Origin of the sequence: Paludibacterium paludis, assembly GCF_018802605.1 — a bacterium.
GTDB classification, from domain to species: domain Bacteria; phylum Pseudomonadota; class Gammaproteobacteria; order Burkholderiales; family Chromobacteriaceae; genus Paludibacterium; species Paludibacterium paludis.
This window is the reverse complement of sequence record NZ_CP069161.1, coordinates 2,327,018-2,349,951: the sequence shown is the minus strand read 5'-3', so window position 1 is coordinate 2,349,951 and position 22,934 is coordinate 2,327,018. Positions and strand designations below refer to the sequence as shown.

Annotated in this window: 21 protein-coding genes and 2 tRNA genes; 15 read left to right on the top strand and 8 right to left on the bottom strand. The window is 61.2% G+C overall.

Translation table 11 applies throughout. The annotated features are described in order from the left end of the window. The first annotated feature begins 65 nt into the window (after window positions 1-65). From lon to JNO50_RS10620, 5 genes are all read left to right on the top strand, one after another. The gene (gene lon / locus JNO50_RS10640; RefSeq protein ID WP_189533105.1) at window positions 66-2,480 is read left to right on the top strand and encodes an endopeptidase La; all 2,415 of its coding nucleotides are present in this window, start codon (window positions 66-68) and stop codon (window positions 2,478-2,480) included. Window positions 2,481-2,654: 174 nt separating this feature from the next. Continuing rightward, entirely contained in the window at window positions 2,655-2,924 is a 270-nt protein-coding gene (locus tag JNO50_RS10635; RefSeq protein WP_229804598.1) for an HU family DNA-binding protein, read from the top strand. 33 nt (window positions 2,925-2,957) lie between these two features. After that, a tRNA-Val gene (locus tag JNO50_RS10630) sits at window positions 2,958-3,033 on the top strand. A gap of 6 nt (window positions 3,034-3,039) precedes the next feature. Next, window positions 3,040-3,116 (top strand) — tRNA-Asp (locus JNO50_RS10625). Window positions 3,117-3,186: 70 nt separating this feature from the next. Continuing rightward, on the top strand, window positions 3,187-5,025 hold the full coding sequence (locus JNO50_RS10620) for a SurA N-terminal domain-containing protein (RefSeq protein ID WP_189533101.1): 1,839 nt from the start codon (window positions 3,187-3,189) through the stop codon (window positions 5,023-5,025). Window positions 5,026-5,132: 107 nt separating this feature from the next. On the opposite strand, the gene JNO50_RS10615 is transcribed toward JNO50_RS10620, so the two are convergent. Then, window positions 5,133-5,714, bottom strand: coding sequence for a superoxide dismutase (locus JNO50_RS10615; protein WP_189533099.1), 582 nt, complete (start codon window positions 5,712-5,714; stop codon window positions 5,133-5,135). A 130-nt stretch (window positions 5,715-5,844) separates the two neighbouring features. Between JNO50_RS10615 and JNO50_RS10610 the strand changes: the two genes are divergently transcribed. The 4 genes from JNO50_RS10610 (at window position 5,845) to JNO50_RS10595 (ending at window position 9,427) form a co-directional block, all read left to right on the top strand. Then, on the top strand, window positions 5,845-6,996 hold the full coding sequence (locus JNO50_RS10610; RefSeq protein ID WP_229804596.1) for a BaiN/RdsA family NAD(P)/FAD-dependent oxidoreductase: 1,152 nt from the start codon (window positions 5,845-5,847) through the stop codon (window positions 6,994-6,996). Window positions 6,997-7,067: 71 nt separating this feature from the next. Next, the gene (gene dnaB / locus JNO50_RS10605; RefSeq protein ID WP_189533095.1) at window positions 7,068-8,477 is read left to right on the top strand and encodes a replicative DNA helicase; all 1,410 of its coding nucleotides are present in this window, start codon (window positions 7,068-7,070) and stop codon (window positions 8,475-8,477) included. 18 nt (window positions 8,478-8,495) lie between these two features. After that, window positions 8,496-8,804 carry a (2Fe-2S) ferredoxin domain-containing protein gene (locus tag JNO50_RS10600; protein WP_189533093.1) on the top strand — a complete coding sequence of 103 codons (309 nt, stop codon included), beginning with the start codon at window positions 8,496-8,498 and terminating at the stop codon, window positions 8,802-8,804. Continuing rightward, window positions 8,804-9,427 carry an alpha/beta hydrolase gene (locus JNO50_RS10595; RefSeq protein WP_189533091.1) on the top strand — a complete coding sequence of 208 codons (624 nt, stop codon included), beginning with the start codon at window positions 8,804-8,806 and terminating at the stop codon, window positions 9,425-9,427. Before JNO50_RS10600 ends, JNO50_RS10595 begins: the two co-directional genes overlap by 1 nt. Here the strand turns inward: JNO50_RS10595 and JNO50_RS10590 are convergent. Together JNO50_RS10590 and ddlA are read right to left on the bottom strand one after the other, a co-directional pair. Next, window positions 9,417-10,274 (bottom strand): flagellin N-terminal helical domain-containing protein, encoded by an 858-nt coding sequence (locus JNO50_RS10590; RefSeq protein WP_189533089.1) that lies wholly within the window; start codon window positions 10,272-10,274, stop codon window positions 9,417-9,419. The two genes, JNO50_RS10595 and JNO50_RS10590, sit on opposite strands and share 11 nt — an antisense overlap. 124 nt (window positions 10,275-10,398) lie before the next feature. After that, window positions 10,399-11,496, bottom strand: coding sequence for a D-alanine--D-alanine ligase (gene ddlA / locus JNO50_RS10585; protein ID WP_189533087.1), 1,098 nt, complete (start codon window positions 11,494-11,496; stop codon window positions 10,399-10,401). 279 nt (window positions 11,497-11,775) lie between these two features. On the opposite strand from ddlA, the gene JNO50_RS10580 reads away from it, so the two are divergent. Continuing rightward, entirely contained in the window at window positions 11,776-13,128 is a 1,353-nt protein-coding gene (locus tag JNO50_RS10580; protein WP_189533085.1) for a protein kinase domain-containing protein, read from the top strand. Window positions 13,129-13,176: 48 nt separating this feature from the next. On the opposite strand, the gene map is transcribed toward JNO50_RS10580, so the two are convergent. The 4 genes from map to dinG form a co-directional block, all read right to left on the bottom strand. Continuing rightward, entirely contained in the window at window positions 13,177-13,974 is a 798-nt protein-coding gene (gene map / locus JNO50_RS10575; RefSeq protein ID WP_189533084.1) for a type I methionyl aminopeptidase, read from the bottom strand. 123 nt (window positions 13,975-14,097) lie between these two features. Next, a complete protein-coding gene (locus JNO50_RS10570; protein WP_229804594.1) occupies window positions 14,098-15,258 on the bottom strand; it encodes a porin in 1,161 nt (386 codons plus the stop codon). Between the two features lie 317 nt (window positions 15,259-15,575). Then, entirely contained in the window at window positions 15,576-15,890 is a 315-nt protein-coding gene (locus JNO50_RS10565; RefSeq protein WP_189533080.1) for a DUF3579 domain-containing protein, read from the bottom strand. A 139-nt stretch (window positions 15,891-16,029) separates the two neighbouring features. Continuing rightward, complete coding sequence (gene dinG, locus JNO50_RS10560; protein WP_189533078.1) at window positions 16,030-18,156, bottom strand: ATP-dependent DNA helicase DinG; 2,127 nt, start codon at window positions 18,154-18,156, stop codon at window positions 16,030-16,032. A 202-nt stretch (window positions 18,157-18,358) separates the two neighbouring features. Between dinG and argF the strand changes: the two genes are divergently transcribed. The 5 genes from argF (at window position 18,359) to JNO50_RS10535 (ending at window position 22,223) form a co-directional block, all read left to right on the top strand. After that, on the top strand, window positions 18,359-19,282 hold the full coding sequence (gene argF / locus JNO50_RS10555; protein WP_189533076.1) for an ornithine carbamoyltransferase: 924 nt from the start codon (window positions 18,359-18,361) through the stop codon (window positions 19,280-19,282). Between the two features lie 46 nt (window positions 19,283-19,328). Next, window positions 19,329-20,552: an argininosuccinate synthase gene (locus JNO50_RS10550; RefSeq protein WP_189533074.1), complete on the top strand. Its 1,224-nt coding sequence runs from the start codon at window positions 19,329-19,331 to the stop codon at window positions 20,550-20,552. A 385-nt stretch (window positions 20,553-20,937) separates the two neighbouring features. Next, window positions 20,938-21,633 (top strand): hypothetical protein, encoded by a 696-nt coding sequence (locus JNO50_RS10545; RefSeq protein WP_189533073.1) that lies wholly within the window; start codon window positions 20,938-20,940, stop codon window positions 21,631-21,633. A 112-nt stretch (window positions 21,634-21,745) separates the two neighbouring features. After that, window positions 21,746-21,949 (top strand): DUF2788 domain-containing protein, encoded by a 204-nt coding sequence (locus JNO50_RS10540; RefSeq protein ID WP_189533071.1) that lies wholly within the window; start codon window positions 21,746-21,748, stop codon window positions 21,947-21,949. A 4-nt stretch (window positions 21,950-21,953) separates the two neighbouring features. Next, window positions 21,954-22,223, top strand: a complete 270-nt coding sequence (locus JNO50_RS10535; protein ID WP_189533069.1) for a hypothetical protein — start codon at window positions 21,954-21,956, stop codon at window positions 22,221-22,223. On the opposite strand, the gene JNO50_RS10530 is transcribed toward JNO50_RS10535, so the two are convergent. Then, window positions 22,220-22,873, bottom strand: a complete 654-nt coding sequence (locus JNO50_RS10530; RefSeq protein WP_189533067.1) for a HugZ family pyridoxamine 5'-phosphate oxidase — start codon at window positions 22,871-22,873, stop codon at window positions 22,220-22,222. The genes JNO50_RS10535 and JNO50_RS10530 overlap by 4 nt on opposite strands. Window positions 22,874-22,934 lie beyond the last annotated feature (61 nt).

Here is a 22,934-nt window from a genome sequence, read left to right as displayed (position 1 = left end):
AGGTTGAATTTTTCGGGGCGTGCCCCATCTCCTCGTAAAGATTCCAGAAAGCAAGGTCAGGTGCCATGCCGCAACCCGCAGAATTGAAAGAAGAGACTTCGTTGCCGCTGCTTCCGCTGCGCGACGTGGTGGTTTTTCCGCATATGGTCATCCCGCTGTTCGTCGGGAGGGCGAAATCCATCCGTGCCCTTGAGACCGCCATGGACGAAGGCAAGCAGGTTCTCCTGGTGGCCCAGCGTTCGGCCTCCAAGGACGAACCGTCGGCCGAGGACCTGTATGGCGTCGGCACGGTGGCGACCGTGCTGCAGATGCTCAAGCTGCCCGACGGCACCGTCAAGGTGCTGGTCGAGGGGCGGCAGCGCGCCCGCATCGCCGAAGTCGTCGAAGAGAACGGCTGCTTTGTCGGCCGTCTCGGTCCCGTTGTCGCGGACGACGAGGATACGACGGAGACGGAGGCCATGCGCCGTGCCCTGCTCGCCCAGTTCGAGCAGTATGTCAAACTCAACAAGAAAATCCCGCCCGAGATCCTGACGTCGCTGTCCGGCATCGAGCGCGCCGGGCGCATGGCCGATACCATCGTCGCGCACCTTCCGCTCAAACTCGAGCAGAAGCAGGAGGTGCTCGAGATGTTCGAGGTCAAGCCGCGCCTTGAGCACCTGCTGTCCCAGCTCGAGGGCGAGATCGATATTCTCCAGGTGGAGAAGCGCATCCGCGGCCGCGTCAAGCGCCAGATGGAAAAGAGCCAGCGCGAGTATTATCTGAACGAACAGGTCAAGGCCATCCAGAAAGAGTTGGGCGAGATGGACGAGGCCAGCGACCTGGATGAGCTGGAAAAGCGCATCAAGGCGGCGGGGATGGCGCGCGAGGCGCGCGACAAGGCGCTTTCCGAGCTCAAGAAGCTCGCCATGATGTCGCCGATGTCGGCCGAGGCCACGGTGGTTCGCAACTATATCGACACGTTGCTCGATCTGCCGTGGAAAAAGAAAACCAAGATCAACAAGGATGTGGCCAACGCCGAGTCGGTTCTCGACGAGGACCATTACGGTCTGGAAAAGGTCAAGGAGCGCATCCTCGAGTACTTGTCGGTGCAGCAGCGCGTCGAAAAGCTCAAAGCGCCGATCCTGTGCCTCGTCGGGCCGCCGGGGGTGGGCAAGACCTCCCTTGGCCAGTCCCTGGCCCGGGCGACGAACCGCAAGTTCGTGCGCATGGCGCTGGGCGGCGTACGCGATGAATCGGAGATCCGCGGTCATCGCCGCACCTATATCGGTTCGATGCCGGGCAAGGTGCTGCAGAACATGACCAAGGTCGGGGTGAAAAACCCGCTGTTCCTGCTCGATGAAGTGGACAAGATGGGCGCCGATTTTCGCGGCGATCCGTCCAGCGCCCTGCTCGAGGTGCTCGATCCGGAGCAGAACCATGCGTTCGTCGATCACTACGCCGAGGTGGAGTACGACTTGTCCGATGTGATGTTCGTCGCCACGGCCAACTCGCTCAATATTCCGCCGGCGCTGCTCGACCGGATGGAGATCATCCGCTTGTCCGGCTACACCGAGGACGAGAAGGTCAATATCGCGCTCAATTACCTCGTGCCCAAGCAGATGGAAGCCAACGGGGTGAGCGGGGGCGAGCTGGTGATCCAGGAGTCGGCGGTGCGCGACATCGTCCGCTACTACACCCGCGAAGCCGGTGTGCGCAGTCTGGATCGCGAAATCGCGCGCATCTGCCGCAAGGTCGTGACCGCGCATTCGCTGAAGAAAACCCGAACCGGCAAGGTGACGGTCGGCGCCCGCAATCTGGACAAGTATCTTGGCGTGCGACGTTTCGACTTCGGCCTTGCCGAAGAGGAAAACCGCGTGGGCCAGGTCACCGGACTGGCCTGGACCGAGGTCGGCGGCGAGCTTCTGACCATCGAGGCGGTCTCGTTGCCGGGTAAGGGCAACATCATCCGCACGGGCCAATTGGGCGAGGTGATGCAGGAGTCGATCACCGCGGCGATGAGCGTGGTGCGCAGCCGATCGCGGGCATTGGGCATTCAACCCGATTTTTACGAAAAGCATGACATGCACATTCACGTGCCGGAAGGCGCGACGCCGAAGGACGGGCCGAGCGCGGGCATCGCCATGACGACCGCCATCGTATCGGTGCTGACCGGGATTCCCGTCCGGGCCGATGTCGCGATGACGGGCGAGATCACGCTGCGCGGCGAGGTGCTGCCGATCGGCGGACTCAAGGAGAAGCTGCTGGCCGCCCAGCGGGGCGGAATCAAGCAGGTTCTGATTCCCCAGGGCAATGTCAAGGACCTCGCGGATATCCCCGCGAACGTGAAGAATCGCCTGGAAATCCATCCCGTCAAGTGGATCGACCAGGTGCTGTCTGTTGCGCTGGAGCGTCAGCCCGTGCCGATTTCCGATGAGGAGAAAAGCGCTGAAGTGCATCCCGTGCCGGAAAACGGTCAGGGTGTGTCTGTAATGACGCATTAAAAAACAGTATCTTAGTCAAATCGGGGAAACCGTTTTGCAAAAAGGCTTTCGCGGCACATGCCGTAATGGCAAAATGGTCCCGAAAGCCGCTTGACACAAGGATTTCCGCCTTGCTATAAAGCAAACGGTTTTTATCCGAACTACGTAGATCGAGAACGACGAAAGGGGACTTACGTGAACAAGTCTGAACTGATTGATGCTATCGCCGCCGAGGCCGACATTTCCAAGGCAACCGCCTCCAAGGCCCTGGACGGTGTGATTTCCGCCGTGACCGAGGCGCTGAAGAGCGGTGACACGGTAACTCTGGTTGGCTTTGGTACTTTCTATGTGGGCGAGCGCGCCGAGCGTAGCGGCCGCAACCCGAAAACCGGCGAAACCATCAAGATCGCCGCGGCACGTTCTCCGAAGTTCCGTGCTGGTAAAGCACTGAAAGACGCGCTATAATCTTTCCTCTCGCTTTCGGGCGAGAGGGTTAGGGGGCGTTTAGCTCAGTTGGTAGAGCGTCTGCCTTACAAGCAGAATGTCGGCGGTTCGACTCCGTCAACGCCCACCAAGATTCGGAGTGGTAGTTCAGTTGGTTAGAATACCGGCCTGTCACGCCGGGGGTCGCGGGTTCGAGTCCCGTCCACTCCGCCAGATATTCCACAAAAGGTGAACGACACTTGGCGTTCACCTTTTTTTTCGAGGTGGCATAAGCCGTAACGACATGTTCGAGTTTGTACAGAACAACAAGATCGTCATCCGGATTATTCTTGGCGCCGTCGCGCTGACCTTCGTCGGTTTCGGCGTCAGCAGCTATACCTCCGCCATCGACGATCCGTATCTTGCCAAGGTTGGCGATACCAAAATCTACAAGCAGGATCTTGACCGCGCCCTCGAAGGGCAGCCGGCGGACCCCGCTTCGCGCGAGCAAGCCCTCAACGGCCTGATCCGGCGCGAACTCCTGCTGCAGGACGCCCGCAATGCCGGGCTTGGCGTATCCGACGCGGCGCTGCAACAGGCCATTCTCGCCATTCCCGAATTCCAGGAGAACGGCAAGTTCAGCAAGGCGCGCTATGCGGAATTCCTCAAGCAGCGGTCGATGACCGCCGAGGTATTCCAGGAGCGTCTGTCCCGTGACATCCTGCTGCAGCAGCAGATGGCGCCGTTCCTGGCGGGGCAGATCGTGCCGAAATCGCTCGTCGAGCGGACCGGGGGGCTGCTGGGCGAGACGCGTACGGTGCGCGCCGTCGTGCTCAAGCCCGACATGTTCGCCGCCGAGGTCGATACGTCCGACAAGGCGCTCAAGGCGTATTACGACGCCAACCTCGCGCGCTACAAGGCGCCCGATCAGGTGAAGCTCGATTACGTGGTGCTGTCGCAGGCGGCCGTGGCCGCGGCGCTGCCGGTCTCGGATGCCGATCTGCAGGCATTCTATGATCAGCACAAGGCCGAATTCTCCAAGAATGAAGAACGTCGCGCGTCGCACATCCTGCTGTCGGTGCCCCAGGGCGCCAAACCCGAAGAGAAGGCCCGAATCAAGGCCGAAGCGGAAAAGATCCTGAAGGAAGTGCGCGCCAATCCGGCGAGCTTCGCCGCCATCGCCAAGAGCCGCTCCCAGGATCCGGGTTCCGCCGTCAAGGGTGGGGATCTGGGCTACTTCGCCCAGGGCACCATGGTCAAGCCGTTCAATGACGCGGTGTTCGCCATGAAGGCCGGCCAGATCAGCGATGTGATCGAAACCGAATTCGGTTTCCATATCATTCGCCTGGACAGCGTCAAGGTGCCCGATTTCGCGTCGCTGAAGCCGCGCCTGCTCGAGCAGTTGCAAGCCCGCAACGCCGGCGCCCGCTATCGCCAGATGGCCGATCGCCTCGGTGAGTTGGCCTATCAGCAAGGGGATTCCCTCGATCCGATCGTCAAGGAACTGAAGCTGGAGGTTCGCCATTCGGACTGGATGTCGCGCTCCGTGCCGGGGCCCGATGCCATGCTGGCCAATCCCAAGGTGCTCGACGCCGCCTTTGGCGACGATGTCCTGAAGAAAAAGCACAACAGCGAACCGGTGGATGTGGGCAACAACACCCTGGTCGTGGTGCGAGTGGCGGGTCATCAGGCCGCGCACCAGCTGTCGCTTGACGAAGTAAAGGGCCGAATCCGGACCGAGATCGTTGCCAGGGAAGGCGCGAAGCTGGCGGAGAAGAAGGGCGCGGCGCTGCTGGCCGATCTGAAGTCGGGCAAGGAGCCCGCCGGTTACGCCTTCAGCCCGGCGCTGACGGTATCCCGCTCCGATAACAAGGGCATGCCGCTGTCGGATCTGAAGGCGATCTTCTCGATCGATGGCGCGAAGGTGCCGGGTTTTGCCGGCGCCAAGCACGACACCGGCGAGTACGTGGTCTACCGACTCGACAAGGTGGAGGCCGCGCCGGCGATCACCGAAGGGCAGCGCGAACAACTGGTGAACATTCTTGGACAGATGACGGCCAACGCCCAGGCGGAAAGCTATCTGAAGTCGCTGCTGACGAAATACAAGGTCACCGTGAACCGCAAATTGCTCGGCGAGCAGTAAATCGGCCGGACAGGAAAAAAGGATCCTTCGGGATCCTTTTTTTATGAGTGCCGCGAAAGAAAAAAAGCCCGCGCCATGCGCGGGCCGGCAGTTCCGGTTGATGTGGCTCAGGCGGCGAAGCGCTTGGCGACCTCGTTCCAGTTGACCAGCTTCCAGAATGCGTCCAGGTAGTTCGGACGGCTGTTGCGGAAGTCGATGTAGTAGGCGTGTTCCCACACGTCACAGGTCAGCAGCGGCTTTTTGTCGCCGGTCAGCGGGGTGGCGGCATTGCTGGTCGAGACCAGATCGAGCGAGCCGTCCGCGCCTTTGACGAGCCAGGCCCAGCCGGAACCGAAGGTGCCGACGGCGGTTTGGGTGAAGGCTTTCTTGAACTCGTCGAACGACCCCCACTTGGCCTTGATGGCGTCGGCGAGCGCGCCGGTCGGCTCTCCGCCCGCCTTGGGCGCGAGGCTGAACCAGTAGAACGTATGGTTCCAGACCTGGGCGGCGTTGTTGAAGATGCCGCCGGAGGATTTGCGGACAATCTCTTCCAGGGAGGCGCCTTCGAATTCGGTGCCTTTGATCAGATTGTTCAGATTGGTGACATAGGTTTGGTGGTGTTTGCCATAGTGGAACTCGAGGGTCTCTTTGGAGATGTGCGGTTCGAGCGCGTCCAGGGCGTACGGCAGTTCGGGCAGTTTGTGTTCCATCGTGTTCTCCTTGGTGAGAAAATAAACCACTTGGTAACTTTAATCCCAAGTGTACTGGAATTGGTCGGCATCTGCCAATAGTTGAGTATTTCAGTAGAGTAAATGTCTAATGTCACAATATGATGTAATCGTGATCGGGGCAGGCGCCGCCGGATTGATGTGCGCGGCGACGGCCGGCCAGCGAGGCCGTTCCGTGCTGCTGCTGGATCACGCGGTGAAGCTCGCCGAAAAAATCCGCATATCGGGGGGCGGACGTTGCAATTTCACCAATCTGGATGTCCGGCCGGAGTGCTTCCTGTCCGAGAATCCCCATTTTTGCCGCTCGGCGCTTTCCCAGTATACCGCGCACGATTTTTTGGCGCTGCTGGAACGGTATGGTATCCACTGGCATGAAAAAACCCTCGGGCAGCTTTTTTGCGATGACGGCAGTCAGGCGATCATCGACATGCTCGACGCGGAGTGCCGGGCAGGGGGCGTCGAGCGCCGCATGGGAGTGTCGATCGAGGATGTCTCCCGTTCGGATGGCTTCGAGGTGCGCACCAGCGAGGGCGTATTCCGGAGCGAATCGCTGGTGGTGGCAACAGGGGGGTTGTCCATTCCGCAGATCGGCGCGACCGGTCTTGGTTACCGGATCGCCGGAGCGTTCGGTCTGGATGTCACGGAGTGCGCGCCGGCGCTGGTGCCGCTGACCTTTCACGCGGACGAGGCGGCCCGCTTCGCGCCGCTGGCCGGGGTTTCGTTCTGCGCCGAGGCGGAGGCATCGGGGCCGGTTTTTCGGGAAAACGTGCTGTTCACCCATAAGGGAGTTTCCGGACCGGCCATCTTGCAGGTTTCCTCTTACTGGATGCCGGGCGAGCCGGTGTCGCTCGACCTGATGCCCGGCAAGTCCGCCAGGGCGTTTCTTGATGAACGTTCGGCCAGCGAACAGCGTGTGGTCAATGCGCTGGCCGAGGCGGGCTTGCCGCGGCGATTCGCCCAGGCATGGGCCGAACAGGAAGGCGTGGACGTGCGCCTGTGCGATCTGAGCGCGCCCGCGCGCGAGGCGCTCGCCGCGCGACTGCATGCCTGGGAAATCCGCCCGAACGGCACCCAGGGCTATCGCAAGGCGGAAGTCACACGGGGCGGGGTGAGTACGCGCGCGTTGAGTTCCAAGACCATGATGGCTCGCGATGTGCCGGGGCTCTTCTTCGTCGGAGAGGTGGTCGATGTGACCGGCTGGCTGGGGGGCTACAATTTCCAGTGGGCGTGGTCTTCCGGCTTCGTCGCCGGCAAAAACTGCTAGAATCCTGTTTTGCGTTTTGATTTCACGGCGAGCTTGCGGGATCCGCGCCTCGCCGTCACTTGCGGTTAACGATGAACGATTCCATTGATTCCCTGGATAGCGCCACTCTGGCGATCCGGACCCCGCCGCAATCCGTCGAAGCCGAGCAATCGGTGCTGGGCGGTCTGCTGCTCGATAACTCGGCCTGGGACAAGATCGCCGACGTGGTGGGCGAGGCGGACTTTTACCGGCACGACCATAAACTGATTTACAAGCATATCGCGCGGCTGATCGAGCACTCGCGGCCCGCCGACGTGGTGACCGTGGCCGAGAGCATGGACAAGACGTCGGAGCTCGCCGATATCGGCGGTCTTGCCTATCTTGCCACCCTGGCGCAAAACACGCCTTCGGCGGCCAATATCCGGCGCTATGCGGAGATCGTCCGTGAGCGTTCCATCATGCGCCAGCTGGCACAGGTCGGTGCCGACATCGCCGAATCGGCCTATGCGCCGCAAGGGCGGGACGCGGCGCAGTTGCTCGACGAAGCCGAAGGCAAGGTATTCCAGATCGCTGAAAGCACCGCGAAGTCTAAGCAGGGTTTTCTTGAAATGCCCGGCTTGCTCAAGGAGGTCGTGGATCGCATCGACATGCTCTACAGCCGCGAAAACCCGGACGAGGTGACCGGGGTGCCGACCGGCTTCACCGATCTGGATGCCAAGACATCGGGCATGCAGGCCGGCGACCTGATCATCGTGGCGGGACGCCCTTCCATGGGCAAGACCGCGTTCTCGATGAACATCGCCGAACACGTGGCCGTCGAGGCGCACCTGCCGGTCGCGGTGTTTTCCATGGAAATGGGCGGCACCCAGCTGGTGATGCGTATGCTCGGTTCCGTCGGGCGGCTCGATCAGCACGTGCTGCGTACCGGCCGTCTGGGCGACGACGACTGGGAGAAGCTGACCTTCGCCATCGGCAAGCTGTCCGAGGCGCCGATGTACATCGACGAAACCCCCGCGCTGACCGCGCTGGAATTGCGGGCGCGGGCCCGGCGCTTGGCGCGTCAGCATGGCGGCAAGCTCGGCCTAATCGTGATCGACTACCTGCAGCTGATGAGCGGATCCGGGCGCAGCAGCGACAACCGCGCGGCGGAACTGGGCGAAATCTCGCGGGGTCTGAAGGGGTTGGCCAAGGAGCTGCAAGTGCCGGTGATCGCGCTCTCGCAGCTGTCGCGTAGTGTCGAGCAACGCCCCAACAAGCGCCCGATGATGTCGGACTTGCGCGAATCGGGGGCGATCGAACAGGATGCGGACTTGATCATCTTCATGTACCGCGACGAGTATTACAATCAGGATTCGCCGGACAAGGGCCTGGCCGAGGTGATCATCGGCAAACACCGTAACGGTCCGACCGGCACGGTGCGTCTGGCGTTCGTCGGCATGTACGCCAAATTCGAGAACGCCGCCCTGCATGGCCATGCGGGTTGGGCGGACAGCGATTCCTGACCGGAACGAAAGGGCGTGATGAGCTATTTCGAGAAGCATGTTTTCATTTGTTGCAACCAGCGCGCCGAAGGCGAGGGCTGCTGCAACAATTTCGGGGCGAGCGAGCTGCTCGCCTACATGAAGGATCGCGTGAAGGCGCTCGGACTCGCCGGAGAAGGGCGTATCCGCGTCAACAAGTCCGGCTGTCTTGGGCGCTGCGACGACGGTCCGGTGATTGTCGTCTATCCCGAGGAAACCTGGTACACCTTCGTGGACCGCGAGGACATCGATGAGATCATCGATGAGCACATGGTCGGCGGGCGTGTCGTGCAAAGGCTGAAAATCTGATGCTCAAGACTCCCGAACGGCTGACGATCGCGGGTCCCGTCGGCGCCCTGGAAACCATTCGCGTGCCCGCGCAAGGCGAATGCCGCGCCATCGCGGTGATTTGCCACCCCAATCCTCTGCAGGGCGGCACCAACACCAATAAGGTGGTGCAGACCGCGGCTCGGGCGCTGTCCCAGATGGGATATACCTGCTATTGCCCGAACCTGCGTGGCGTGGGCGAAAGTGAAGGGCGGCACGATTACGGCGAGGGCGAGGTCGACGATGTTCTCGCGGTGGTCGAATCACTCAAGGCCCGGGAAGGCGATCTGCCTCTCGCGCTGGCGGGATTTTCTTTCGGGGGGTTCGTCGCCGCGCGGGCGCGCCAGCGTATCGAGGCCGAGCATTTGCTGCTGATGGGCGTGGCGGTCGGGAAATATGCCATTCCGACGCCGGAGGTGCCGGCAGGAACGCTGGTGATCCATGGCGAAGAGGACGAGGTCATCCCGCTGTCGGTCGTGCTCGACTGGGCGCGCCCTCAGGGGCTGCCGGTGCTTGTGCTGCCGGGCAGCGGGCATTTCTTTCACGGCAAGCTTGTGCTGTTGGCCTCCTGGATCAAGCGCTGCTGGGAGCGTCCTATCCCTTGAGCAGCGACAGCGCGCTGCTCTGACTGATGTTCGCCTGCCCGAGCGCCGCGACGCCGGATTGCGCGAGAATGCTCTGGCGCGTCAATTCGGAGGTGGCCGACGCGTAGTCGGTGTCGTTCATCCGGCTAAGCGACGCCTGCTCATTGATCGTGGTGTTCGATAGTGTGTCGTATACCGCCGTGAAGCGGTTTTGCGCGGCGCCGAACTGGCTCTGGGCCTGGGTCAGCGTGCTGCGGTCCTGGCGGGTCTGGCCCAATGCGTTCAAAGCGCTGGCCTGGGTGGAGATATCGATAGTGCCGGTGGCCGACAGGTTGGCATTGTAACCGTTGAGCCCGCCGCTTGCCGGTGCGGCGGCGAGGTTGGCGCCACTGACGGCGACCTGATTGTCCGAGGTGCCGTCGGCTCCGACCTGAAAGGTGGTCGGGTTGCTGCCCGACAGCAATGGCGTGCCGTTGAACTGGGTGGTCTGGACGATCTGCGAATTGGCTTGCGTCAACTGGTCGACTTCTTTTTGCAGTGCCTGACGGTTGCTGTCCGTCAGTATCCCGTTGCTGGCCTGCAAGGCCAGTTCCTCGATCCGCGAGTTGTTCTGTTGCAGCTGGCCCAGTGCTCCGTCCGCCGTTTGCAGCATCGATATCCCGTCGTTGGCGTTTCTCATCGCCTGATTGTTGCCGGTGATCTGGCTGGACATGCCTTGCGCGATGGCCACGGCGGCGGCATTGTCCGCCGCGCTGTTGTTGGCGAGCCCCGACGAGAGCCTGGCGAGGGTCTTTTTGCGTGCCTGGTCGGTCTGGCCGACCTGGTGCTGCGCCTGTAGCGAGCTGGTGCTGTCGATGGTGAGGGCCATGGCCGTGACCTTTGCGTAAAACGGGTTATCTTCAGTCTAGAAAGAGATGATAAGCGGCGCAAGCAGCCCGTGCAAAGCGACGGGCAGAGTGTTACCGAGTGTTGCCCGTGACGCGGGGGGCGGTTCAACTGATCGAGCGTTCCAGCAATTGCTCCTGCCGATGCCTTTCGATGGCGAGTTCAAGCAGTCTGCTGATCAGGTCCCGGTAACTGAGGCCGCTCGCTTCCCAGAGTTTGGGATACATGCTGATATTTGTGAATCCTGGAAGTGTGTTGAGTTCGTTGATGATGACCTCTCCTTCCGGTGTCAGAAAGACATCGACCCGAGCCATGCCGTGGCATTCAAGAGCGGTGAACGCACGGATGGCGATGTCTCTGATGTGTTGGTGAACCGTCTCCGGAAGCTCCGCTGGCACTTGAATGCGCGCGCCCGTTTCGCTGATGTATTTGGTCTGGTAAGAGTAAAAATCATCGAGGAGCACGACTTCTCCGCATACGCTGGCTTCAGGCGTATGACTCCCCAATACCGCGCATTCGATTTCCCGACCGGGGATGGCCTTTTCAATAATGATTTTGTGGTCAAACCGAAACGCCGTTTCGATGGCCTGTTCAAATTCCTCCCGGTCATGGACTTTGCTGACCCCCACCGACGAGCCTTGATTGGCCGGCTTGACGAACATGGGCAGTCCGAGGGTTTCCTGCAGGCTGGCATAATCGGGTCGGTTCCGATTGGCTCGCGTCAGCGTCACGAACGGAGCGACGGCGAGGCCCGCGTCACGCAGCAAGCGTTTGGCGACATCCTTGTCCATGCAGACGGCCGAACTTAGTACGCCGCTTCCGACAAAAGGCAGATTTGTCATGCGTAGCAGTCCCTGCAGCGAGCCGTCTTCGCCACACGTGCCATGCACAATTGGGAAGACGACATCCAGTTGGCTCAAGGGCCTGGCCGAATCGGAATGGATGACCTGGCGCGATGTCTCGCCGGGAATGAGTGCCACACCCTGCTCGGTGGTCAGCAACGCGATGGACGAGGGGTCGTGGGGATTCAACAGGAAATGGCGTGCGTCGGCAATATGCCAGTTTCCCTGTTTGTCGATTCCGATCAGAGAAAGGTCGAAGCGCTCAGGGTCGATGGCCTGGATGATATTTCTTGCGGATTGGAGAGAAACTTCATGTTCGGCGGAACGCCCGCCAAAAATCAAGCCTACGCGAAGTTTGCGCATGCAACGGTCCTTATGAGTGCATCCGGCGGATGAAGTGGTTATACCCGAGGTAAGCATCGGGAGGCTCGAATGCCGTACATAGTATGGTATACGCCGCGCGTGACGCCATTGCCTTGCATTCGCGCCGAAACGTTGCCCGTCGGTTGCGTGAATGAAAACTGAAAGCCGGTTTTGATCCGGTCATATAGCCTGCCTTCATTATTGACTGATTTGTTTCGCGACGCGATGCATGCCGCTTGGTCGGTGGCTGATGATGTTGTGGAAAAGGGGAGGCAGGCCATGAATGAAATTGGCAGAACATGCGGCGCGGCGCAACGCCCGGCGCCGATAAATGAAGCGCAGTCCGGGCCGACTAATTTTACAACGGAAGTCGATGGCGCGCGCAATTGCGAGGTGGCGATCGGACAGGGGTCGTTCGGGCGGGTGACGGCCCGTTACCATTTGTCTCCGTTTCTGACTTCGGTACGGCCGGAAGCGTTTTTTGATCGGAGCAATCCTTCCGTATCCCTGATCGGCGCAGGGCCCATGATCGTGGTGAAACGGTTGCTCGACGATGGAACTCTTGATGGCGAGCGCTCGATTCTTTCGGGGCTGGATAATGCTCATGTCAACCGCCTGTTCCCGCTGCCGGTGTCGGACGACGCGACTTCTCTGCCCCTGCAATATTCCGGCATCCCGTATTACACATTCACTCTGCGTCGGCCTTACGAGCTGCTGATCCGGGGTTTAACAGAGCGCAACCTCGACCTGAATCGCTTTATGCTGGATTGGGAGGATGAACGTGTCCTGGACGAGTGGAGGGAACTTAAAGACGCCGGCATGGCGCTGCCCGATGTCGGCGACCCCGTCGGTTTGCGCGATTTTCTGGATTTTCTGATGCAGAAAGGCTGCAACTTCGATGAGGTGCCACGACTTCTGCCGCTGTTCAAATGCGAGGGTCGATCATTGGCGGAGTCTTTGCCCGGGGCCGGCGAGAGCCAATCGGGGATTTCCGGTGAGTCTTGTGGTGGCGAGGCGCTCGCGGAGTTTGTGCGAACCCTGATGGAAAATGAGACTCGACGATCGGGGTTCAGCCTCTGGGAAGATCTCGCCATCTTGTGGCAAGTGGCCAAAGGTTTGCAGTATCTGAGCGCGAAAAATATCGCTCATAATGACTTGCACGATGCGAATATCCTGATCGGGCCTTCCGGCAAGGTGACAATTATTGATTTTGGTCTGGCCCACGCCGAGTGCGAAACGGCCGATCAAGACAATGCAAGTCAGATGAAACAACTGATGCGAAGAATCGTATCCCTTCATTATCGTTCGAACCAGAATCTGATTCTGGAGAATCTCATTTCGATGATTAATAACCACGAACCGGAGTATCTAATCATCCTGGAGTTGCAGCGAATGTTCAATGAAGCGCGCCCGTCTGCGAAATTCATTGGCGATGTCGAACATATCATGAGAAACCCCAAGGATCCCGATCGCGTCTCAAGGCTCGCGAAGTTGCTGTATGGTGGCGCTGATGCGGAAGTGATACGTGATGTGCTGCGGCTGGCCGGTGGCAAGGCCGGTTGCGACGAGATTGTCAGCGAGCTCGGCAAGTACCGCGCGCGCTTTCCCGCATGGGAGGGGCTGGACGCTTGAAGGTGTGAAAGCGGTGACGCGGCAGGCGCCCCCGCTTGATTGATTTTCTTACCTGATTTGCGGCTTGGCCGGGGTGCCGGCCGACTGCGTGAGGATTTCGTAGCCGGTTTCCGTGACGAGCACGGTGTGCTCCCACTGGGCGGACAGGCTGCGGTCCTTGGTCACGACGGTCCAGCCATCGCTCATGATTTTCAGGTGGCGCTTGCCCTGGTTGATCATCGGCTCGATCGTGAAAATCATGCCGGGCTCCAGTTTGGGGCCGGTGCCGGGGCGGCCGTAGTGCAGCACTTGAGGCTCTTCATGAAACTTCTTGCCGATGCCGTGGCCGCAGAATTCCTGAACGACGCTGTACCCCGAGTTTTCCGCATGCTGCTGGATCACGTAGCCGATGTCACCGAGGCAGGCGCCGGGCTTGACCTTCTCGATGCCGAGCCACATGCATTCGTAGGTGATCTTGGCGAGGCGCCGGGCGTGCGGGCTGACATCCCCGGAAAAGAACATGCGGCTCGTGTCGCCGTGATAGCCATCCTTGATGACCGTCACATCGATATTGAGCATGTCGCCGTTCTTGAGCGGTTTCTCGTTGGGAATGCCGTGGCAGATCACGTTGTTGATCGAGGTGCAAACCGATTTCGGGTACGGGTTGTGGCCATCCGGCGCATAGTTCAGCGGCGCGGGGATGGTGCCCTGCACGTTGACCATGTAGTCGTGGCACAGCCTGTCGAGCTCTTCGGTGGTGACGCCGGGTTTGATGAACGGCGTGATGTAATCGAGCACCTCGGAGGCGAGGCGCCCGGCGATGCGCATCTTTTCGATGTCTTCCGGTGTTTTGATGTGGATGGCCATACGAGTGATTATTGTTTCTGCCAGTGTGTGCAATGGTTCAGTTTATCAAATCTGGCGGGAAATAAAAAACGGGCGGCCCCGAAGGACCGCCCGCAGGCTAACTGACGTTTGTTCGAAACAGGATCAGAACGCGATCTTCAGGCCGGCGCCGATGGCGGTCAGCTTGTTGCCGGCGCTCAGGTTGTTGTTGAAGGAGCCATCCGAGTTCGGTGCGGCGGCCTTTACGACCAACGGGTTGTTGGCGAAGTTGACCTTGGCGGCCGCGTTGTTCTTGATCTGGGTGTAGTAGCCGTACAGCGAGGTCGACTTGGACAGGTTGTAGCGCGCGCCCAGTACCCACTGTTTCGCCGCGTAGTCGTTCGGGTTGGCGGCGTTGCTCAGATTACCCAGCTTGTTGTAGGACAGGCCGACGACAGCCGCGCCGATATCCTGGCTGACAGCGACGGTGTAGCCGGATTGCTTGAGGTCGGAGCCGGCCGTGTTGCCGTAGGAGCCTTTTTCGTAAGACGCGGCGATGGTGGTGCCGAAATCGAACTTGTAGGAGGAGGCGAGTTGCCAGTAGGCGGTTTTCTTGCCGTTGGTTTTGGTCGAGCCGCCATACCCGGCCGAGTCGGCCTGGCGGTCATAGCCGGCGGCGATCACCAGGGTGCCCAGAGTGTAGGCCGCGCCCAGGGACCAGCGGTCGCGCTTGGTCTTGCGGCTAGCGTCGTTGGCGTCGGCGGCGCGGTCTTCATCGACACCGTAGGAGACGCCGGCTTGGAAGCCGTTCCAGTTCGGGGTGGTGTAGTGCACGCTGTTCTTCAGGCGTGCTTCGCCGCGGCCGGCGATGGAGCTCGAACCGTGGGTATCGGCGGTGGTGTCGCCCATCAGGTTGTCGGCGGCCTTGCTGGTGAAGACCTTGTAGGCGGAGTCGTACTGGCCGAGGCGCAGGGTGCCAAGCTCGGCGTTGTCCAGGCCCACGAAGGTGTTGCGGGTGCCGAACGTGGCGGATTGGTTGACATCGTTGACGCCGCCCTGCTCGAAGTTGCGCAGGCTGGATTCGATCTGCCAGATGGCCTTGGTGCCATTGCCCAGGTCTTCGGTGCCCTTGAAGCCCAGGCGGGAGTTCTGGTCGGATACGCGGGTGCGGGAGGCGTATTCGTTACCGCCGTTGGCGGCGGCGCCCGTCGCCTTCACGGATTCGACACCACCTTGCAGGAAACCGTACAGGGTAACGTCAGCCATGGCGGCGGGGGCGGTGAAACCGGCGGTTAGGGCAACGGCGATCAGTTTTTTCTTCATCATAGCTCCAGGGTCTTCTGTGTCAGGATGCGGAGCCTGCTCGGGATATCCCGCTCAGGGCTTGGGCGAAGTATCGCGGAACAACGTTACTGAAATATTACTGATATGACAAAAATAAACGATGGTGTCATCTTTTGCGTTGCTTTTTTGGTCTGTCCGACAAAAAGTGTTGCGACAATGCCGAATCCGGTCCGTGAGGGCTAAATTGTTAGTATTGAAATGGTGCTAAATACAACAGGTGTGGCACAGGGTGTTGCCGAAATGCCGTATGCCGTGGTCCGGACCGCGGGGCGGCCGGCCAGGCGAGGCGTGGTGCGGGGTCAGGCGAGGAATTTGTTGGGATACACTTCGTCAAGCAGGGTGCGGCAGTCGACGACGCGAAGATCGTTGTCATGGGCGAAGTCGAGCAGGAACTGATATACGGCGGGGTTGATCTTCTCGAGCTTCTTGTCGACGGCGACACAGCGCACGCCGTCGAGCAGCATGGGGCGCACGAACTCATGGTAGGCGAGTTTCTGGTCGCAGCCGAACGATGAGAGGATGCCGGACAGGCGTTCCGCCCAGTCGCTTGGCCGGAATGTGCGGCCCTCGCTGGTCAGACCCTGGATTACGATTTCATAGGGATTGCAGATCATGGTGGTTAACCGGGCGTATTCTCTTTTTGATGCAGTCTCGATTTTTTTATGACCCGGGGCGTCGAAACGCCATGCGGCTTCACAGCAAGGAGCAAGCGTCGCTCCAGACGGGTCCCAGATTCCCATTTTAGCATCATTTTCACAGCCGCTTGAACGGAGGCAGCGCCGCGAGCAGTTTTTTACCGTAACTTTGCTTTGAAATGCGGTTGTCGAGAATGGTGACACGGCCGTAATCGGTTTCCGTCCGGATCAGGCGGCCGACGGCCTGGATCAGCTTGATCGAGGCTTCCGGCACGGTCAACTCGACGAACGGATTGCCGCCGCGCTTCTCTATCCAGCGCGACAGCGTCTTGTCCACCGGGTCGTCCGGCATGGCGAACGGCAGTTTGGCGATGATCACGTGAACACAGCTCTCGCCGGGCAGGTCCATCCCTTCGGCGAACGAGTCCAGCCCGAAAATGACGCTTGCCGCGCCGCCGGCCAGTTGCGCGTGGTGACGCTCCAGCAGCAGGCTTTTGGGGATGTCTCCCTGGATGAGCAGCTTTCCGCGCAGGCTCTCGGGCAACAGGGCAGCGACGTCCTGCATCTGTTTGCGCGACGAGAACAGAACGAGGGTGCCGACCGCCTCGTTCTCATGAATCAGACGGGGCAGCCATTCGGCGATTTCGCGTGTATGGGACGGCGGATCCTTGGGGCTCGCCAACAGGGGAGGCAGATAAAGTTCGCCCTGCTCGGAGAAATTGAATGGCGAATCCAGCGCAAGACAGGTGGTGTCCGGCAGCCATTTGAGTCCGGTCTGACCGAGCAGCAGGTCGAAGGTGCCGAGCGAACGCAAGGTCGCCGAGGTGAGCAGGGCGCCGGATACCCTGCGCCAGAGTGTGGCGGCAAGGCTCGCCGCCGCGCTGACCGGCGAGGCGCAGAACTGGTAGTCGCCCTTGCCCTCGCTGCGCCGGGCGATCCATTTGGCGATCGGCGGCGCATTCTCTTCGACGTTTTTCTCGAACAGGTCCCACACGGCCATCATCTGCTCGGCCCGTCCCGCGAGAAACCCCACATCCGTCGCGAGCTTGTCGATCATCAGCGCTTCGCCGCCCTTGTCCTTGCGGATTTCCATCAGGGCATCGCCGACCGACGAGAGATGCTTGAACAGCATGCGCGCCGCGATGGCCATGTTGGCCGCCGGCGCGGCGAGACGCTCCGGCAGTACGCCGTCCTCGATCAGCCAGACCGGTTCCAGGTTGTCGCTGGAGGCGGCGAGCGCTTCTTCGCCTTCCAGAAGCCATAGCCACTCGGACAGGGTCTCCATCGCCGCGCCCGCGGCGTCGATCGCGTCCGTGGTCAGCTGGGTCTTGCCGTGCAGCGCTTCGGCGCGCGTTGCCGTGCCGGCCACCTTGTCGAGCCAGAACATCGCCTGGCTCGCCGAGTGTTCGGCGGAAAACTGGTTGACGGCTTTCTTGGCCAGATGGTGCGCCTCGTCGATGCAGTAAAAGCTCTTGGCGGGATCCGGCAGGATCACGCCGCCGCCCATCGCCACGTCGGCGAGCAGCAGGTCGTGGTTGGCGACGACCACGTCCACGGTTTCCAGGGTTTCCCTCGCCAGGAAGAACGGGCACTCCGGACGGTTCGGGCAGCCGGCTTTCAGGCAGCCGTGGCGATCGTTGGTCACCCGTTGCCACAGACCGTCCTCGATCGTCTCTTCCCAGGCGTCGCGGTCGCCGTTCCAGGAGCGGTAATGGAACGCGTCGGCCATTTTGCGCAACGCCTCCAGTTCTGCCGCTTCGGGTTTCCTGTCCCAGGCGGCGAGCGCCGGATCCATGGCGATCAGCTCGCCCTGCGCGCTGTCCGCCGTCAGCTGGTACAGCCGGTAGGGGCACAGGTAGCGGCCGCGGCCCTTGGCCAGCGCGAACGTCAGCGGCAAGCCGCTTTTCTCCACGACAAACGGCAGGTCGCGGTTCACCAGCTGCTCCTGCAGCGCGACGGTGGCGCTGGTCACCACCAGCTTGCGCTCGCGCGAGCGGGCCATGACGCCGCCGGCGAGCAGGTAGGCAAGGCTCTTGCCAACGCCGGTCGGGCCTTCGATCACGACAATGCTCTCGCCATTGCGTTCCGGGATTTCGCCTTCCGTGGCCTCCTGGCTGCGGGAGAAGGCATTGGCCACTTCCGCCAGCATGCGGCGCTGAGGGTTGCGGGGGCGGAATCCGGGGAGGTTGTCGGCAATGCTCCGGTAGTGATCGCGGATCGCGTCTTTTTCAGCTTCGGTCAACATGCCGCGCATTTTACCTCATGCCGCCTGCCGCGTCCGGTATGCAGGGAGGCCCGCCGTTTGAAACGCCCCTTGTCAGGCGCTGCGAATTGGGGTAAAAGTAAATTTATGTCGCATTTTTATAAATTCAGGCCGGATTTCGGCCACTTCCCCCGTCAGAGACGGGTTCAACCCAGGCATGACCAAGAAAGTTAGGTAGACCATCATGAAGGACGTGAAACATTACTTGCAATTCAGCGACCTCTCCCGCGAGGAGTACCAGTACATCTTCGAGCGTGCCCAGATCCTGAAGCGACGACATGTTTCCGGCGAAATCTACCGGCCTCTGCCGGGCAAGGTCATGGCCATGATTTTCGAGAAGCACTCGACCCGAACCCGCGTGTCGTTCGAGGCGCTGATGACCCACCTGGGCGGTCATGCCATGTTTCTGGACGGTAAATCGTCCCAGTTGGGGCGCGGAGAACCCGTGGAGGACAGTTCGCGCGTCATCTCGCGCATGAGCGATATCATCATGATCCGCAGCTATGAGCAGTCGCGGGTCGAGACGTTCGCCGCCTGCTCGCGGGTGCCTGTGATCAATGGGCTGACCAACGAATACCATCCGTGCCAGATCCTGGCCGATATCCTGACGTTCATCGAACACCGCGGTTCGATCGAAGGCAAGACCGTAGCGTGGATCGGGGACGGCAACAACATGAGCCGCACCTGGCTGCAGGCGGCCCGCATCCTTGGCTTCAAGCTGAAAATCGCCACGCCGCCGGGCTATGAATTGACCATACTCGACGGCTGCCAGTATGGTAGCGATTGCTTCGAAGTGAGCCACAACCCGGCCGAGGCGGTGAAAGGCGCGGACCTGGTGACGACCGACGTGTTCACGAGCATGGGTTACGAAGACGAAACCCAGGTGCGCCTTGCCGCGTTTGCCGGATTCGAGGTCGACGAAGCGCTGATGGCGCAAGCGAGGCCCGATGCCCTGTTCATGCACTGTCTGCCGGCTCACCGGGGAGAAGAGGTGTCCGCGGGCGTGATCGACGGTCCCCAGAGCGTGGTCTGGGACGAGGCGGAAAACCGGCTGCATGCCCAAAAGGCGCTGGTCGAGTATCTGCTCTTGGGGCGCGTCGCTCACTGATATCGCGCCGCACCGAAAAAAACGATTTACTGGAGTAGAGAAACACATGTCAGATATCAAGAAAGTAGTGCTCGCCTACTCGGGCGGTCTCGACACATCGGTCATCCTCAAGTGGCTGCAAGACACGTATCGGTGCGAAGTCGTCACCTTTACCGCCGACATCGGCCAGGGAGAGGAAGTGGAACCGGCGCGCAAGAAAGCGCTGGCGCTTGGCATCAAGCCCGAGAACATTTTCATTGACGACCTGAAGGAAGAGTTCGTCCGCGATTTCGTGTTCCCGATGTTCCGCGCCAACGCGGTGTACGAAGGCGAGTACCTGCTCGGCACCTCCATCGCCCGGCCGCTGATCGCCAAGCGCCAGATCGAGATCGCCCGCCAGATGGGCGCCGATGCCGTCTCGCACGGCGCGACCGGCAAGGGCAACGATCAGGTGCGCTTCGAGCTGGGGTATTACGCGCTCAAGCCCGACGTCAAGGTGATCGCGCCGTGGCGCGAGTGGGATCTGTTGTCCCGTGAAAAGCTGCTGGCCTATGCCGAGGCGAACGGCATCGACATCTCCAAGAAAAAGAACGGCGGCAGTCCGTATTCGATGGACGCCAACCTGCTGCACATTTCCTATGAGGGCACCGTGCTGGAAAATCCGGCCAACGAACCCGAGGAAGACATGTGGCTGTGGACCACGAGCCCGGAAAACGCTCCGGACAGCCCGGAGTATGTCGAACTGACCTACCGCCAGGGCGATATCGTGGCCATCAACGGCGTCGCCATGAGTCCCGCCACGGTGCTGGCGGAGCTCAACCGGCTGGGCGGCAAGCACGGCATCGGCCGCCTGGACATCGTGGAAAACCGCTATGTCGGCATGAAATCGCGCGGCTGCTATGAAACACCGGGCGGAACCATCATGCTCAAGGCGCACCGCGCCATCGAGTCGATCACCCTTGACCGCGAGGTGGCGCACCTCAAGGACGAACTGATGCCGCGCTATGCCAGCCTGATTTACACCGGCTACTGGTGGGCGCCCGAACGCGCGATGATGCAGACCATGATCGACGCGTCCCAGGCGACGGTGAACGGCTGGGTGCGCCTGAAGCTCTACAAGGGTGGTGTGTATGTGGTGGGACGCGATTCGGACGACTCGCTGTTCGATCCGACCATCGCCACCTTCGATGAGGATGGCGGTGCCTACAACCACGCCGACGCGGCCGGCTTCATCCGACTCAATGCGCTGCGCATGCGCATCGCCGCCCGGCAGAAACAGAAGCGCGGCTGACCAGTCTGTCTGCCTTGGTAAAAAAACAGCCCGCTGGCCAGTCCCGCGGGCTGTTTTGTCATGCGATGAATAGAAAATGAAAGAGGTTGGGGGCGCTTTGCTGTTCTGATGGAGTCTTTCGATAAAGGTCAGTAAGGAAATCCATCCAATGCCGCTAATCAATCATATTTGTACCCCCTATCTTCGCACGCCGCTCGACGGCCCCGACTTGAAAATGTCTGTATTTGACGCCCGGCAAAGCCGTGCATGGCCGACGGGGCCCGTTGCGTGCCGCCCGCCTCGCCAGGTCCGATTCGACGCTGTCCGCCGGGTTCGCGCGCTGCCCATCGATCCTTTCGAACGGGGGCATCACCCGAAAAATACGGCGAATGCCGGGATTCGACCGATGCGTTTGCCGCGCGAGGGCAGTTGCGCTTGGCGCGAATGGACCGCGTTGGTGGCGAAGCTTCGCTGGGAGGGCGTAATGAACCTGCTGGTGCGCGCCTCCGACCGCAACGTCGAACTCCCTGCCCGGCAAGGACTGGTTGCCACGCTGGTGAATGACTATGAAGGCGCGTTCGGACGGGTGGCGGGCTGTCTGGACAAGAAGGCGTCCGCTTTTGCGCAGAGGGGGGTGCGTGAGGATATTGTGCTGGGCGAACGCCTGTTCTTTCTTTTGGCGGCGTCTTCTTTGGACCGCGCTCGCAATGCTTCTTCCGCGGCGGATCTGGGCGCGGCATGGCACGCGATCTTATCCGCGCAGATCGGAAGTACGGAAGCCGATTGCCGGGCGACTGAGGCGCGGCTTCTTGCGGGGGGCGACAGTGTTGCCCTGGCCAAGGCGCTAGTGGCTCTGGTGCGCGCGCAGCTCGATGGCCTGACGCTGGGGCAACGGCAATTGACCGAACTTGACGAAGCCGGTCTGTCCGATGAAGCGAGACGGGCCATCGACAGATCCTTGCAGGCGGTTCGCGCCGGGCTCGCTACCAAGGTACGGAGCACCTTGAACGGTTTTATTGCCTTGCGCGAAGCCCGGGGGGCGCCACTGCCCGTTCAGGACCGCTTCGCTATCCGGGCCTTGCTGCCGCGCCTCGCGGTCTGAAGGAATGGCATGCCAGCGACAGTGACGGCGGCATGCTTCTGTCCTCCTGACAACGGGATGTTTTTTTGATTTAATAGCCGGTCACCCGTATACCCGTCAGGAACGTTGCCGTATGAGCGAAGAGCAATTCACCAATATTTCCATGGCGGTTTGCCTGACCGCCCTGATCGTTTTCATGGGATTCATCGTCTGGGATCTGGGCAAGAAGTCCGGCGCCGGCCGGTTCGGCACCGCCGTACTGTTCCTGGTGCTCGGGTTCGGCGTGTTCGGCTTCATTTTCAAGGAAGTCCTGGTCAATTTCCTGATCCAGAAGTAGAGTCGTGTCCGACCGCTTTCTCGACCTCGCTCCGCCCGGCCTTGTCTGGTTCGCCGTCGGTCTGCCGTTGTCCGTGCTGCTGCTTTTGTGCGCGCTGATGTATTTCCGGGGCGCCCGCGAAAGACGCTGGCTCGCTCAGGGGGCCGACCCGCGCGAGGCCGGACGGCGCGCGACGCGCGAAACAAAAGCGGTGGGGCTCGTTTCGGTGCTCTCTCTGGCTCTGGCCATCCTCGCGCTGCTCGGGCGCGTGCTTGGCGCGGTACCGTCGCCCTAGCGGGGCAGACGGTCCAGGGCGCGCCGAGCCACGATGTCCACCTCTTCGGGTTCCGCCTGCGAGTCGAACCGTATCCGCAGTCTGCAGCCCTCCCGTTCAAGATCGATGCCCCACGGGTCGATGCCCAAGAGGCGGGTGTCCGCGCGCAGTCCGGGGGCCAGTGACGCGATGAGGGTCTCTTCGCGGTTTTCATCCAGCGCCGGCGCGTTGTCGAACGGTGCATCCCGGCGCCAGCCCATGCGCCCGAATCCGGCGATCAGGCGGATATCCGTCGGCTCCATCCTGAAAAACCGGAAATCGCCCAAATCCAGATAAGGCTCTGCCTGGGGAAGATAACGCAGGTAGCGACGGGTGGCCGCGTCGCCGGCATCGATGGCTCGGGTTTCACCGACCAGTGTCATGCGTTCCCCGGTTTGCGCATCGTCGCCGGAGGGGGGGCCGACAAGCAGGCTCGAGCGCGGATCGGCGTCGAGGTTGCGGGTGTGCTCGGCAAGCCCGCTGATCAGGAACACCGGCCGCTGAAAGGCGTCCGGCACGAAGGGCAGGGCGGTGGCGTAGGGAAAACCCGGACAGGTCAGCGAGTGGGTAGCCAGCGCGCCGTGCGGCAAGGCGTGCAGCAAATGGACGATTTCGGCGGAGAGGATGCGCATGGTCGGCGAGCGGAAAGAACAAACACCCTGTCACTATATCGCCTGGCTGGCCGCCTCGCCA

Excerpts from the sequence above, each read along its gene's own strand:
- JNO50_RS10595 (WP_189533091.1), top strand. The coding sequence starts at position 8,804 with ATGCTCAAGACTCCCGAACGGCTGACGATCGCGGGTCCCGTCGGCGCC.
- argF (WP_189533076.1), top strand. The coding sequence starts at position 18,359 with ATGAAGGACGTGAAACATTACTTGCAATTCAGCGACCTCTCCCGCGAG.
- dnaB (WP_189533095.1), top strand. The coding sequence starts at position 7,068 with ATGAACGATTCCATTGATTCCCTGGATAGCGCCACTCTGGCGATCCGG.
- JNO50_RS10590 (WP_189533089.1), bottom strand. The coding sequence starts at position 10,274 with ATGGCCCTCACCATCGACAGCACCAGCTCGCTACAGGCGCAGCACCAG.
- ddlA (WP_189533087.1), bottom strand. The coding sequence starts at position 11,496 with ATGCGCAAACTTCGCGTAGGCTTGATTTTTGGCGGGCGTTCCGCCGAA.
- JNO50_RS10550 (WP_189533074.1), top strand. The coding sequence starts at position 19,329 with ATGTCAGATATCAAGAAAGTAGTGCTCGCCTACTCGGGCGGTCTCGAC.
- JNO50_RS10570 (WP_229804594.1), bottom strand. The coding sequence starts at position 15,258 with ATGATGAAGAAAAAACTGATCGCCGTTGCCCTAACCGCCGGTTTCACC.
- JNO50_RS10530 (WP_189533067.1), bottom strand. The coding sequence starts at position 22,873 with ATGCGCATCCTCTCCGCCGAAATCGTCCATTTGCTGCACGCCTTGCCG.
- JNO50_RS10615 (WP_189533099.1), bottom strand. The coding sequence starts at position 5,714 with ATGGAACACAAACTGCCCGAACTGCCGTACGCCCTGGACGCGCTCGAA.
- JNO50_RS10580 (WP_189533085.1), top strand. The coding sequence starts at position 11,776 with ATGAATGAAATTGGCAGAACATGCGGCGCGGCGCAACGCCCGGCGCCG.
- JNO50_RS10540 (WP_189533071.1), top strand. The coding sequence starts at position 21,746 with ATGAGCGAAGAGCAATTCACCAATATTTCCATGGCGGTTTGCCTGACC.
- dinG (WP_189533078.1), bottom strand. The coding sequence starts at position 18,156 with ATGTTGACCGAAGCTGAAAAAGACGCGATCCGCGATCACTACCGGAGC.
- map (WP_189533084.1), bottom strand. The coding sequence starts at position 13,974 with ATGGCCATCCACATCAAAACACCGGAAGACATCGAAAAGATGCGCATC.
- JNO50_RS10620 (WP_189533101.1), top strand. The coding sequence starts at position 3,187 with ATGTTCGAGTTTGTACAGAACAACAAGATCGTCATCCGGATTATTCTT.
- lon (WP_189533105.1), top strand. The coding sequence starts at position 66 with ATGCCGCAACCCGCAGAATTGAAAGAAGAGACTTCGTTGCCGCTGCTT.
- JNO50_RS10600 (WP_189533093.1), top strand. The coding sequence starts at position 8,496 with ATGAGCTATTTCGAGAAGCATGTTTTCATTTGTTGCAACCAGCGCGCC.
- JNO50_RS10545 (WP_189533073.1), top strand. The coding sequence starts at position 20,938 with ATGCGTTTGCCGCGCGAGGGCAGTTGCGCTTGGCGCGAATGGACCGCG.
- JNO50_RS10565 (WP_189533080.1), bottom strand. The coding sequence starts at position 15,890 with ATGATCTGCAATCCCTATGAAATCGTAATCCAGGGTCTGACCAGCGAG.